15 protein-coding genes are annotated in these 12,211 nt (G+C 59.3%); 10 read left to right on the forward strand and 5 right to left on the reverse strand.

Annotation, left to right across the window (positions count from 1 at the left end):
* The first annotated feature begins 9 nt into the window (after positions 1-9).
* Genes ACR0MV_RS18850 through rnc form a run of 6 tightly spaced genes read left to right on the forward strand, consistent with a single transcriptional unit; the run spans position 10 to position 4,057 of the window.
* Entirely contained in the window at positions 10-708 is a 699-nt protein-coding gene (locus tag ACR0MV_RS18850; protein ID WP_170428800.1) for a DUF2062 domain-containing protein, read from the forward strand.
* Complete coding sequence (locus ACR0MV_RS18855) at positions 701-1,447, forward strand: pyridoxine 5'-phosphate synthase (RefSeq protein WP_170428797.1); 747 nt, start codon at positions 701-703, stop codon at positions 1,445-1,447. The genes ACR0MV_RS18850 and ACR0MV_RS18855 overlap by 8 nt, the downstream gene beginning before the upstream one ends.
* On the forward strand, positions 1,444-2,067 hold the full coding sequence (locus ACR0MV_RS18860) for a LysE family translocator (protein WP_480703264.1): 624 nt from the start codon (positions 1,444-1,446) through the stop codon (positions 2,065-2,067). Before ACR0MV_RS18855 ends, ACR0MV_RS18860 begins: the two co-directional genes overlap by 4 nt.
* A complete protein-coding gene (acpS, locus tag ACR0MV_RS18865; RefSeq protein WP_480703265.1) occupies positions 2,064-2,483 on the forward strand; it encodes a holo-ACP synthase in 420 nt (139 codons plus the stop codon). Before ACR0MV_RS18860 ends, acpS begins: the two co-directional genes overlap by 4 nt.
* A 57-nt stretch (positions 2,484-2,540) precedes the next feature.
* The gene (gene lepB, locus ACR0MV_RS18870; protein WP_170428787.1) at positions 2,541-3,380 is read left to right on the forward strand and encodes a signal peptidase I; all 840 of its coding nucleotides are present in this window, start codon (positions 2,541-2,543) and stop codon (positions 3,378-3,380) included.
* Positions 3,377-4,057, forward strand: a complete 681-nt coding sequence (rnc, locus tag ACR0MV_RS18875) for a ribonuclease III (RefSeq protein ID WP_170428784.1) — start codon at positions 3,377-3,379, stop codon at positions 4,055-4,057. The genes lepB and rnc overlap by 4 nt, the downstream gene beginning before the upstream one ends.
* Positions 4,058-4,165: 108 nt before the next feature.
* On the opposite strand, the gene ACR0MV_RS18880 is transcribed toward rnc, so the two are convergent.
* Positions 4,166-5,542, reverse strand: a complete 1,377-nt coding sequence (locus ACR0MV_RS18880) for a multicopper oxidase family protein (protein ID WP_480703266.1) — start codon at positions 5,540-5,542, stop codon at positions 4,166-4,168.
* A 157-nt stretch (positions 5,543-5,699) separates the two neighbouring features.
* Between ACR0MV_RS18880 and era the strand changes: the two genes are divergently transcribed.
* Both era and ACR0MV_RS18890 read left to right on the forward strand, forming a co-directional pair.
* Positions 5,700-6,608 (forward strand): GTPase Era, encoded by a 909-nt coding sequence (gene era, locus ACR0MV_RS18885; protein ID WP_170428777.1) that lies wholly within the window; start codon positions 5,700-5,702, stop codon positions 6,606-6,608.
* Positions 6,605-6,934, forward strand: coding sequence for a DUF1491 family protein (locus ACR0MV_RS18890; RefSeq protein WP_480703268.1), 330 nt, complete (start codon positions 6,605-6,607; stop codon positions 6,932-6,934). Before era ends, ACR0MV_RS18890 begins: the two co-directional genes overlap by 4 nt.
* 42 nt (positions 6,935-6,976) lie before the next feature.
* Here the strand turns inward: ACR0MV_RS18890 and ACR0MV_RS18895 are convergent, their stop codons facing one another.
* On the reverse strand, positions 6,977-7,417 hold the full coding sequence (locus tag ACR0MV_RS18895) for a cupin domain-containing protein (protein ID WP_480703270.1): 441 nt from the start codon (positions 7,415-7,417) through the stop codon (positions 6,977-6,979).
* A 171-nt stretch (positions 7,418-7,588) separates the two neighbouring features.
* Between ACR0MV_RS18895 and ACR0MV_RS18900 the strand changes: the two genes are divergently transcribed.
* Positions 7,589-8,488, forward strand: a complete 900-nt coding sequence (locus tag ACR0MV_RS18900; protein ID WP_170428771.1) for a hypothetical protein — start codon at positions 7,589-7,591, stop codon at positions 8,486-8,488.
* A gap of 81 nt (positions 8,489-8,569) precedes the next feature.
* Positions 8,570-9,295 (forward strand): DNA repair protein RecO, encoded by a 726-nt coding sequence (recO, locus tag ACR0MV_RS18905; protein ID WP_170428769.1) that lies wholly within the window; start codon positions 8,570-8,572, stop codon positions 9,293-9,295.
* On the opposite strand, the gene ACR0MV_RS18910 is transcribed toward recO, so the two are convergent.
* The 3 genes from ACR0MV_RS18910 to ACR0MV_RS18920 form a co-directional block, all read right to left on the reverse strand.
* Positions 9,279-9,671, reverse strand: a complete 393-nt coding sequence (locus ACR0MV_RS18910; RefSeq protein ID WP_480703271.1) for an META domain-containing protein — start codon at positions 9,669-9,671, stop codon at positions 9,279-9,281. The genes recO and ACR0MV_RS18910 overlap by 17 nt on opposite strands.
* Before the next feature lie 19 nt (positions 9,672-9,690).
* The gene (locus tag ACR0MV_RS18915; protein WP_480703272.1) at positions 9,691-10,245 is read right to left on the reverse strand and encodes a hypothetical protein; all 555 of its coding nucleotides are present in this window, start codon (positions 10,243-10,245) and stop codon (positions 9,691-9,693) included.
* A 176-nt stretch (positions 10,246-10,421) separates the two neighbouring features.
* Positions 10,422-12,113 carry an acyl-CoA dehydrogenase family protein gene (locus ACR0MV_RS18920; protein WP_480703274.1) on the reverse strand — a complete coding sequence of 564 codons (1,692 nt, stop codon included), beginning with the start codon at positions 12,111-12,113 and terminating at the stop codon, positions 10,422-10,424.
* Between the last annotated feature and the right edge of the window lie 98 nt (positions 12,114-12,211).

Here is a 12,211-nt window from a genome sequence, read left to right on the forward strand (position 1 = left end):
TGATCAGGAGTGGTATTCAAGCGCCGAGACCGACGCTCGCCCGTCCAGATCGCGTCTGAATTCGTCTATCCCAAAGGGGGATGGACGCGGGCCTTTCACTACGTGAAGCACCGTGTCCGCAGGTTGCCGGATTCGCCCGAGCGTATCGCACGGGGCGTAGGTGCGGGCGTATTCACTGCTTTTACGCCGTTCTATGGTCTGCACTTTGTTGTGGCAGCCCTAATCGGCCGATTGATCAACGGCAACATTCTGGCCTCTCTAAGCGGTACGTTCTTTGGGAACCCGCTGACATATGTCCCCATCGGGGTGATCTGCTTGCAAACCGGGCATTTCATTCTTGGCGGTAATTTCGAGAAAGAAGAAACTAAAGGGTTGATGAAGAATTTCGTCGACGCCCTTGGGGATCTCAAGAACAACTTTCTGGCGTTGTTTACCGACCGGGTCGCTGATTGGCGCGGCCTTGCCGTTTTCTATGATGAGGTGTTTTTCCCATACCTCGTCGGTGGCATCCTGCCGGGCCTGCTGGCGGGCGCGATCTGCTATTATCTCAGCTTGCCGCTGATCCGAACCTATCAGCAGCGCCGCCGTGATAAGATCAAGGCAAAGTTTGACGAAATCAAACGCTTGGCAGAAACAAAGCCTGCCGTTCCACAGCCGAATGCCCTAGGTTCGGACCTAGGGTTCAAGAAGGATTCGAGCGATGTCTGACAACCACCTGCGTCTTGGCGTAAATATTGACCACGTAGCCACTGTGCGCAATGCCCGCGGCGGGGCCTATCCCGACCCGTTGCGCGCCGCAAAACTGGCCGAAGAGGCCGGAGCCGATGGCATCACCGCACATCTGCGAGAGGATCGCCGCCATATCTCGGACGCCGATATCGACGGTCTGATGGAGGTTCTGTCCGTTCCGTTGAATTTTGAAATGGCGGCCACCGAAGAAATGCAGAAAATCGCTCTGCGCCACAAACCGCACGCTGTCTGTATCGTCCCCGAAAAGCGCGAAGAACGCACGACCGAAGGTGGGCTGGAAGTCGCTCGCGAAGAAAACAAGCTGGCCCATTTCATCGCGCCCTTGCGCGATGTGGGGTGCCGGGTGTCGATCTTCATCGCCGCTGACCAGCGCCAGATCGAAGCTGCCCACCGCATCGGTGCCGAGGTGATCGAGCTGCACACAGGTGCCTATTGCGATGCAATGGCCGAGGGAAACACCGAGGTTGCTGAGCGTGAGTTGGACGCCCTCCGCCAGATGTCCAGCTTCGCCCATTCGCTGGGTCTTGAGGTCCATGCGGGCCACGGCCTGACCTATGATACTGTTCAGCCCATAGCCGCGTTCCCCGAAGTACGTGAGCTGAACATCGGCCACTTCCTGATCGGCGAGGCCATCTTCCGCGGTCTCACCCCAGCCATTGCCGAGATGCGTCGCCTGATGGACGAGGCGCGGGGATGATAACTCCGGGATTTATTGCGATCTGGTTTGCCTGGCTGATGGCAGGGGGCTCTCCTGGGCCCGCGACGATGGGGATTGCCGGCACCGCAATGAACGAAGGCCGTCGGGCTGGCTTGGTGTTTGCCTTGGGCATTTGTGCAGGCTCAGCCGCTTGGGGTATCGCCGCCGCATTGGGCCTGTCGGCGATCATGCTGGCCAATGTTTGGGTGTTCGAGGTGATCCGTTACATAGGGGTGGCCTATTTGAGCTGGCTTGCGCTCAAGGCGCTGCGCCGGGCAATGACATCGGATGAGGTGGCTTTGGGCAAACCGGTTACAGGTTCGCTGCGCGCGATTTTTACCAAAGGCGCGGCCATTCACCTGACCAACCCCAAGGCGATCCTGAGTTGGGGCTCGATCTATGCCATCGTCGCACCGAGCAACGCCAGTCTGGCGATGCTGCTGAGCTATTTCGCGATGCTGTACGCGGGATCGTTGCTGATCTTTATCGGATATGCCTTCCTCTTTTCCTCGGACCGAATGGTAAACGTATATCGCCGCGCACGCCGATGGTTTGACTTCGCCTTTGCCGGATTCTTCGGGGTGGCAAGCTGCAAAATTTTGACGGTTCGGTTGCAATGATCCTCGGCATCGGCACAGACCTCGCGAATATCGAACGTATTCAGGGCACGCTCGACCGGTTCGGCGACCGGTTTCGCAACCGCGTGTTCACCGAAACCGAGCAGCTCAAAGCCGAACGTCGTCATGACGTGGCCGGAACCTATGCCAAGCGCTGGGCCGCGAAAGAGGCGTGTTCCAAGGCTTTGGGCACCGGATTGCGGATGGGGATCGCCTGGAAGGATATGGCGGTGACCAATCTGCGCACCGGTCAGCCCGTGATGCATGTCACCGGATGGGCTGCGGAACGTTTGCGTGAGATGACGCCCGAAGGGCACGAGGCGATTATCCACGTCACCCTGACCGATGATCACCCCTGGGCGCAGGCATTCGTGGTGATCGAGGCGCGCCCGCTTCACGAAGCGCCCGCTCAGCCTTGACTTGCCCTGAACCGACCCGCATGTAGCACCCCAACAACCTAACGACCGGAGAGCAGCATGGCCGAGGAAGCCAAAACAGGTAACGCCGTTTGGGAGACGATCAAAACAGTCGTCTATGCTCTGCTGATCGCGGGCGTTTTCCGCACCATCCTGTTTCAACCGTTCTGGATTCCGTCAGGGTCGATGAAGCCAACCTTGCTGATCGGGGACTTCCTGTTCGTGAACAAGATGTCTTACGGCTATTCCTACGCGTCCTGCCCCAGTCTTATCATTCCCAGCGTCGGACTGAACGTGGATGCGCAAGATATCTGCGGTTGGATGCAAAGCGGCGAAAACACGCGTATCTGGGGCGGTGAGCCTGAGCGCGGCGATGTCATCGTGTTCCGCCACCCTGTCACCGGACGCGACTATATCAAACGCCTGATTGGCCTGCCCGGCGACCGTATTCAGGTGCGCGACGGGCAGATCATTTTGAACGGCACCCCAGTGCCACAACAACCCGATGGGGTGTTTACCGAGGTTGCCGAACCGCAGGGCTCGCAAGGTCTTCGTCCGCGCTGCGAAAACGGACCTGTTGGTTTTGGCGGCGTCTGTGAAAAATCCCGGATGATTGAAACCCTGCCGAACGGAGTGTCCTACGAAGTGCTCAACATCGGCAATCAGGGTGCCGATAACACTGGCATCTATACGGTTCCCGAGGGGCACTATTTCTTCATGGGTGACAACCGCGACAACTCCAGTGACAGCCGCCTTCCGCAGTCTGCGGGCGGGGTTGGCTATGTGCCATACGAAGACCTGATCGGACGTGCGGATCGCATCCTGTTTTCATCGGCTGGCCGTTCGATGCTGTTCTTCTGGACATGGCGTGGTGACCGTTTCTTCAAGGCGGTCAATTGAAGCTCTCGGCTGAAATAAAGGCGTTCCAGCAGCGGCTTGGCTATGAATTCAAATCGCCGGAACTGCTGGTGCGTGCGCTGACGCACGGGTCGGTATCCTCGGCAACACGTCCCGACAACCAGAGGCTCGAGTTTCTGGGCGACCGCGTTCTGGGGTTGGTTATGGCGACAGCGCTTTTAGAGGCCGACAAGAAGGCCTCGGAAGGACAGTTGGCACCACGTTTCAACGCCCTGGTACGAAAAGAGGCCTGCGCCGATGTCGCGCGGCAGATTGATCTGGGTGCCGTCCTAAAACTGGGCCGGTCCGAGATGCTGTCGGGCGGTCGCCGCAAACAGGCCTTGTTGGGCGACGCGATGGAGGCAGTGATCGCAGCAATTTACCGCGATGCTGGTTTCGAGGACGCGCGAGACGTGATCCTGCGCCTGTGGGGAGATCGTATCCACAACGTTGAAGCGGATGCACGTGACGCCAAAACTTCGCTTCAGGAATGGGCGCAAGCGCGGGGGCAAAAGCCGCCCGCGTACATAGAGGTGAAACGCAGTGGCCCAGACCACGCGCCTGTCTTCACCATAGCCGCCCGGTTGCAAGACGGGACCGAGGCTCAGGCGACCGCGGGCTCCAAACGACAGGCCGAACAGGCCGCCGCCAAGGCCCTCTTGGACTCTCTGCCAAAATAGCGATCTTCGTGGTCTGGGCACCGGGTCCGATCTTCATCTGGCCAAAAATACCTCGGGGGTGAGGGGGCTGGCCCCCTCTTGGTTGGATTGGCGCAACCAATTCGATTTTTAAACGACGCGAATGAACCCGGTCAGCCCGGTTTTCTGGTGTTCGATCACATGGCAGTGAAAGGCCCAATCGCCTGGGTTGTCGGCGACCAGCGCGATCTCGACCACCTCGTCTTTTAACAACAGCATCGTGTCGGTCATCAACGAAGGCAGCTTTCGCAAGTTCGACCGCAGCGGCACAAATGCGAGCCCGTGCAGATGGATCGGGTGCAGGTTGGGCGACTCGTTGCGCAGTCGCAGTACATAGCTTTTCCCCAGCTCTAGCGTTGCCAAGGGACCAACCCCTTCTGCCGCGTCGCCGGGCCAGGGGGTTCGATTGATCGACCAAAAGTTATAGCCCAACGATCCGCAGAAGCCGTTGTTTGGCTCACCGCCTTCTGGGGTCCAGCCAAAGACGAACTCGTGCAACTCGGCATTGTCGAGATCGGGTCTTGCCACCGGATTCAAGGGGAGCGGGCGTAAGTCTTGCAGGTCGCGTCCTGCTGATGACCCGATCGCGCGCAGGCCCGCCATGGCTTTTGGCGGTTGGCCGGGTAGCTTTGCCATCAGGGTGACGCTTTGCCCTTCACTGCCCGGCATGACGACCGCAAAATCCAACCGTTGGCCGGGGCCGACCAAAAGCGGCTCATCTACGCTGGGCAAGGGGACTTCAATCTCAACCGGATGTCCGTCCCACGCGATGATCCGCGCTGCGCCGCCGTCCAGATGCAGTTTGTAGATCCGCGTCGTGTCCGTGTTCACCACACGTAACCGAACCAGACTACCGGCCGCGTGGTCATAGACCGGGCTTTGAAGCCAATTGGCCGTGTGGACATTGCCAAAAGTTCCTGCCCGCGCTGCGCCACGTTGGGTGTATGCGGGCAGGAAGGCACCGCCCTCGTCCAGCCGGAAATCACGCAGGTTGATGACCTGTTCGCTGTCAAATCCGACGTCCTTAGGTTCGGTGATCACCATGACGCCGGTCAGACCGTGAGCCATCTGTTCCATGGTCATGCAGTGCGGGTGGTACCAGTAAGTGCCTGCATCCGGCGGAGTGAATTCATAGGTGAACAGCTCGCCTTGGCCTATCGGCATCTGAGTCAGGTAAGGCACACCATCCATTTTGTTGGCGATCCGCATCCCGTGCCAGTGCATCGCGGTATAGTCGGGCAAGGTATTGCGCACCGGCAACCGCATCACTTCACCCTGTTTGCCATACAAAACCGGCGGCGGCGCGTCCGGCGAAAGGCTGACCATCCCGGTCGTTACCTGATCGCGCAGGGCGAAGCTTGCCGGTTGGATCGTCAATTCCTGCGCACTCTGGGCAAATCCAAATCCTCCCAGACCCAACGCACCGGCTGCGGCCCCGCTGGTCAAAAGAAACTCGCGACGTTTCATCTTCTGCCTCGTATTCCGAAAGGGCGTCTGGCTGGGTTTGGCGTGGCTATGGCAGGGGTGCCACCGTTTTTGCATGGCCGCAATGCGACAAATCCCTCTGGCCCGCGGGGGCTTTCTGCTATAGGGGTGCGCACTTGCAAACAGGATCGCCAGAGACATGACCACACGCGCCGGATTTATCGCCCTGATCGGAGAGCCCAACGCGGGCAAATCCACCCTGCTGAACCGCATGGTGGGGGCCAAGGTTTCGATCGTGACGCACAAGGTGCAGACCACCCGTGCGCGTATTCGCGGTGTGGCGATGGAAGGTGATGCGCAACTGGTGTTTGTCGATACCCCTGGCCTGTTCAAACCACGCCGTCGTCTGGACCGTGCCATGGTCGCGGCTGCATGGGGCGGTGCTGCGGATGCGGATGTGGTTGTACTGATGGTTGAAGCGCACCGTGGCATCACCGAAGGCGTCGAGCGCATTCTGGAAGGTCTGGAAGAGATCGGGCAGGGCCGCACCATCGCGCTGGCGATCAACAAGATCGACAAGGTGCCGTCCGAGAAGCTGCTGGCTCTGACCAGCGACCTGAACGCGCGCTATCCTTTTGCCGAGACCTTCATGATCTCGGCCGAGAAAGGCCACGGGGTAGACGATCTGCGCAAATGGCTCGCCTCGGAACTGCCCGAAGGCCCCTGGCTCTACCCCGAGGATCAGATCGCCGATCTGCCCCTACGCATGATCGCCGCCGAGATGACACGGGAAAAACTGACCCTGCGTCTGCATCAGGAGCTGCCCTATCAACTGACCGTAGAAACCGAGAACTGGGAAGAACGCAAGGACGGGTCGGCCAAGATTGATCAGGTCATCTATGTCATGCGTGACGGCCACAAGGGCATCGTTTTGGGCAAGCGTGGCGAGACGATCAAAGCCGTCAGCCAGGCCGCGCGGGCGGAATTGGAAGAATTCCTCGACCGCAAAATTCACCTGTTCCTGCAGGTCAAAGTCCGACCGAATTGGTTGGAGGAATCTGAGCGGTACTCGGAAATGGGTCTGGATTTCAAAGACGGCAACGCATGACGCGTCTGACCGCCGAATTCTGGGTTCACGCCTATCTGGCGCGGTTGCGGTTTCAGGAAATCCCCGCGTTTGTCGTGGCCCACGGTGACAACACGGCGGGTGCGGTTCTGGTCAAGCTCAACACTTTGGATGGTCAAGCCGTCGCGTTTCAGCGCAGTTTTGACCTGATGAGCGGTGAGCGTAAGTGGGTTGAACTCTCATCCGGCACCGAGGGTGACGTGGATGAGGCGATCGCCCGTCAACGTGGGTTCGATCCTGACCTTTGGGTGATCGAGGTCGAAGACCGGCAAGGTCGGCATCTTCTGGGCGAAGACGGGTTGGAGTAACCCTGCAACGTTGAACGGACTAATCAGGCAGACTAAAATTGTTCACACTGTCAGTTCAACGCCGTTTTTCCTAAGAACTTCAGCAAGTTTTGCACCGTCCTGAACCGGTCCGGGCACCTCATGGTCCAGTGCGGTAAACATCTCAACGGCTTGCGAACCGCGGCCGCTGATTTCAAGCAGATGCGCTCCGCCGGGGCCAAATTTGAAACTGTGCACCGTGCCCGCCGGAAAATGGACCAAGGTGCCTTCGGTCGCGATCCGCTGCTCTCCGTCCATAACGAAATCGACCTCACCTTTGACGACAAAGAAAGTCTCGTCCCACGGGTGCGAATGGGGCGGCGGACCGTTGCCTTCGTGGCCGTAGTTGAGCGTGACGGCGTAATCTCCGATTTGCTCAAGCCGCGCCAGAACGGTGATCCGGTCGCCCAGGACATTCAGAGGCTCAGGATAGTTGGAGGGAGAGGTGAAAAAGGACTTCTTCATGCGAAACTCCAAATGGTGCAGGGCGCTCGTCAAGCAGTTTAGCACACTGCGGGGACGGTTCCGGTTTCGGCTTGGCTGACACATATCGAAATTCAATTACCTACCCGCGTTTGATCGCATCAGGCGGCATGCTATCTCAGAAGGTGAGCGTCTCCTATCGAGTTGAAAACCATGAAAAGCTTTGCATCTGCGTGTAGTTTGGCGGCCCTTGTTCTGAGCCTGAGTGCTGTGCCCTCAGTCGCGCAAGAGCGGTCGGGTTGGGTCTATCAGATCGATGGGCTGGCGGCCTATCAGGGGAATACGGACCTGAGCGGCGGCGGAGAGTTCTCGGCCAATCGTGCGTTTCTGCGTGCGACAGCGCTAAACAATTTGGGTGGCGGAACCTCAGTCGGGTTGTCCGCCAGCGTCGGCAGGTTCGACTATGATTTCAGTCAGGCGGATAACCAGCCGTGGCGGGATATTCGTGATATTCGCGTTTCGGTGCCTGTGCGGTTTCGCGTGGGCAACACGGCCAGTGTGTTCGTGTCGCCTCAGGTCCGGTGGGATTACCAAAGCGGTGCCAGCGCCTCGGATGGTAGAACCTACGGCGTGTTTGCCGGCATCGCGTGGCAAGTCAGCGAGAGCCTGACCATCGGTCCGGCCTTTGGGGCGTTCTCGCAGCTTGAAGACGACAGCACTGATTTCTTCCCGGCGCTGCTGGTCGATTGGGATATCAATGATCGGTGGAACCTGAACACAGGCTCGGGAGTTGGGGCCACGCAGGGCCCGGGGCTGACGCTGAGCTATGCGCTGAGCGAAACCATGACACTTGGCCTGTCGGCCCGGTCTGAACGCATTCGGTTCCGGCTGGATGGCGATGGGCTGGCCCCGAACGGCGTTGGTGAGGACAAGAGCGTCCCTGTTGTCCTGTCCTTCGGCTATAATCCCAACCCCGGTGTTTCGCTGAACGTGTTTGCAGGGGCCGAGTTCGACGGTCGCCTGACGCTTGACGATGCGAACGGGGCCGAACTGAGCCGTCAGAGCTATGAAACTGCGCCCCTGGTCGGTGTGGCGTTCCGGGCCCGGTTCTAGGTCATCACACCACTTGCGAATATGGTCGCCTTACGGTCTGTTACGGGCACGTAGCGGCCCGCAGAGTTAAAGGAGCCTGATTTGGACTGGCGCGATCACGGCATCCTTCTGACCACCCGACGACATGGTGAAACTGCAGCGATCATCGAAGTGTTCACCGAAGAACACGGACGACATGCGGGTGTCGTGCGCGGTGGCACCAGTCGCAAGATTGCGCCAATCCTACAACCCGGCGCGCAGTTGGACGTTCTATGGCGCGCGCGTCTTGAGGAACATCTGGGCACGTTTCAGGTCGAGCCTTTGCGTTCGCGCGCAGCGGCGGCCTTTTCGGGACGGCTGGCTTTGGCAGGGCTGAACGCGACCGTGGCACTTTTGTCTTTTTGCCTGCCCGAGCGAGAGCCGCATCCGGCGATTTACCGGCAAACAGAACAGTTGATGGATTTGTTGGGGCAAGACGAGATCTGGCCGTTGGCCTATCTGCGATGGGAACTGGCGCTGCTGGAAGAGTTGGGGTTTGGTCTGGACCTGTCGGCCTGCGCGGTGACCGGGGCGACCGGAGGGTTGATTTATGTCTCGCCCAAAACCGGCCGCGCCGTCAGCGCTGAGGGGGCCGGAGAATGGGCGGACAAGCTGCTGCCGCTGCCACCCTGTCTGCGCGGCGAGGGGACTGCACCGGATGCCGAAATCGCCGCCGGACTTAAAACCACCGGATACTTTCTGGAACACCACCTCGCGCCGTCTTTGGGACACAACCCCGTGCCCGAGGCGCGGGCGCGGTTTGTGGATCAGTTTACTCGGCGGCTTTGAACACCATCTCGTGGCCGTCATCATTACGCAGGACCAGCACGTCGCCCGAGACTTCGGACTGCGTCATTGCGATAAGGGCGGCGAAGAAAAAACCCTCGGCCTCAAGCCCCGCGCAGGCCGCTCGGGTGGCGGTCAGGTCTATGATCTCGAACCACGGGTAAGGCGCGTTCAATGTGCCGCTGTAGCTGTTGCAGGGGGCGTTGCCTGCGATCTTGCCCTCTTCGGGGAAGCGTAGCGTCGCGCTGGCCTCGAACGGCTGGCCGTCAACCTCTTGCAGTGCCCAGGTTCGATCGCCTGCGCCATATGCAGCGACGGTCTCGTCCTTGTCGCATTGAAACAAAGTCATCAGGGGCAGGGCGAGGATCAGGCGCATCATGGGGTGTCACCTTTCTAGGTCAAAAGGGGTTTTCGCCGCTCATAAGTTCGGCGCGGACGTCTAGCCGAGGCCGCCAGTTGTACCTGGTATCTTCGCGGACAGGCGCCCAAAACAACGCCCCGCTATTGCGCCACGGATCCAGGATGATGCCATCATACATGGAATCTCCCTTTGCGCTGATCAGGGCCGAATGATGGATGATCCGAAACGCGGTCGGGGGCGAGGTGGCCCAGTGCAGGTCCAGCGTGCGGAAGTTTTCCTGCTGCAGGCGCTGGGTCATCGCCTGCGCCCAGTCGTTGCACAGGCCTTTCTCGCGAAAGCCGTTAATGACCTTGGCGTTGTGGATGATGGCTGGGTCAGTGACGTTCCAGTCCTGTTTCAGCTGCTTGGAATACGCATACGCGATAGAGGCGGCCCTTTGCGCCTCGGCAGGGTCGACCTGCGGTCCAAGATCGGTGATCGCTTCGGCAAGTGCGTCAACTTCGGTTTTCCCAACAAAGGGCTGAGAGGGCGCGCAACCGCCCAGGATAAGAGCCGCAAGTGTGGCCCAAAGCGCAAAAACCAGTCGGGTCATTCTGTGCAGCGTCCCTTGTACCTCGTTCGTCTAGCAACCTGCCCTAAAAGGGTTCGGACTAAAAGCAAAGGGGAAGTTCTTTTGTCTGCGGATCATAGGGGGAATGTCGCCGCAAAAAGAAAAAGACCCGACGCGAAGGCCGGGTCTAGTTGGGGAAACGGGATGCCTAATTCTGGTTAGCCCAGCAAACGCCGTGCAATAACCTGTGCCTGAATTTCGGCAGCCCCCTCAAAAATGTTCAGAATGCGCGCGTCACACAGAACGCGGCTGATCTTGTATTCCAGCGCAAAGCCATTGCCGCCGTGGATTTGCAGACCGTTATCCGCCGCCGCCCAGGCCACTCGGGCACCCAGCAGTTTCGCCATGCCGGCTTCAAGGTCGCAGCGCTGGCCGTGGTCCTTTTCCCAAGCCGAGAAATAGGTCAGCTGACGCGCGATCATGATTTCGACCGCCATCATCGCCAGTTTGCCGGACACACGAGGGAAGTTGATCAGCGATTTGCCGAATTGCTTGCGGTCCTGCGCGTATTGCATCGCGATATCCAGCGCGCTTTGTGCCACACCGATGGCGCGGGCGGCGGTTTGGATACGGGCGGACTCAAAGGTTTCCATCAGCTGTTTAAAGCCTTTGCCCTCTTCGCCGCCAAGCAGGTTTTCCCCTTTGACTTTGAAGCCGTCAAAGCCCAGCTCGTATTCTTTCATGCCGCGATAGCCCAGAACCTCGATCTCACCGCCGGTCATTCCGGGGGTTGGGAAGGGGGCCTCGTCCGTGCCGGGCGTTTTTTCGGCCAGGAACATGGACAAGCCACGGTGATCGGTGGTGTCTGGGTTGGTGCGGGCCAGCAGGGTCATCACGTGGGTCCGCGCCGCGTGGGTGATCCAGGTTTTGTTGCCGGTGATCTCATAATCGCCGTCTGTGTTTTTGACCGCGCGGGTGCGCAGGCTGCCAAGGTCCGATCCGGTGTTTGGCTCGGTGAAGACAGCGGTTGGCAGAATTTCGGCGCTGGCCAGTTTCGGCAGCCAGTTGGCTTTTTGTTCGTCGGTGCCGCCTGCGATGATCAGCTCGGCCGCGATCTCGGACCGCGTGCCCAGCGAACCAACGCCGATATAACCGCGCGAGAGTTCCTCGGAGACGACGCACATCGAAGCTTTGGACAGGCCGAATCCACCGAATTCCTCGGGGATGGTCAGGCCAAAGACACCCATCTCGGCCAGTTCCTCGATGACTTCCATCGGGATCAGCTCATCCTTGAGGTGCCATTCATGCGCATAAGGCTCGACCTTTTCGACTGCATAGCGGCGGAACTGGTCGCGGATCATCTCAAGTTCTGCATCCAGAGCCGACGCGCCGAACATGGTGGCACCGGCCTGATCTTCCATCAGCGCGACCAGACGGCTGCGCGCGGCTTGCGAATTGGCCTGGGCCATCAGCGTCTGAATTTCTGAAGCCTGGAAGCCAGACAGGGCGTCCCAACCCAGTCCCATATCCTGCAGGCGGACGACCTCGCCCTGGTTCATCGGGATACCACCTGCAACCTGGTGCAGGTACTCGCCAAATGCGATCTGGTGCAGCAACTGTTCGATTTCGCCGAACTTGCCATCAGCGTCCAGGGCTTCGGCCCAGCGCTGCATCTGTTGCAGCGATTGAGCATAGGTCGCCAACCATGCCAGACCATGAGCAGCGGTTTGATTGGCTTCAATCAATGCGCCCGAGACGCGGCCATCTGCGGTGACCATACCGCGAACCGACTCACGCGCGCGCTCGAACACTTCGGTGACGGCGGGAACCGCCACACTGGTCAGTTTCAGAAGATCGGGCAAAATCGCGGGTGTCGTCATCTGGGTCATATCCTGTCCGTCATGAGCCATGAATCGTGTCCTTTTCTGGTATCGTCTGGTCATATCATGCTGCACGTGCAGCGCAACAAAAATACGTATTACGTTGCGAAAAAGTTCAATTATTTCTC

The sequence above is a fragment of the Ruegeria sp. BC3 genome (genome assembly GCF_056539265.1).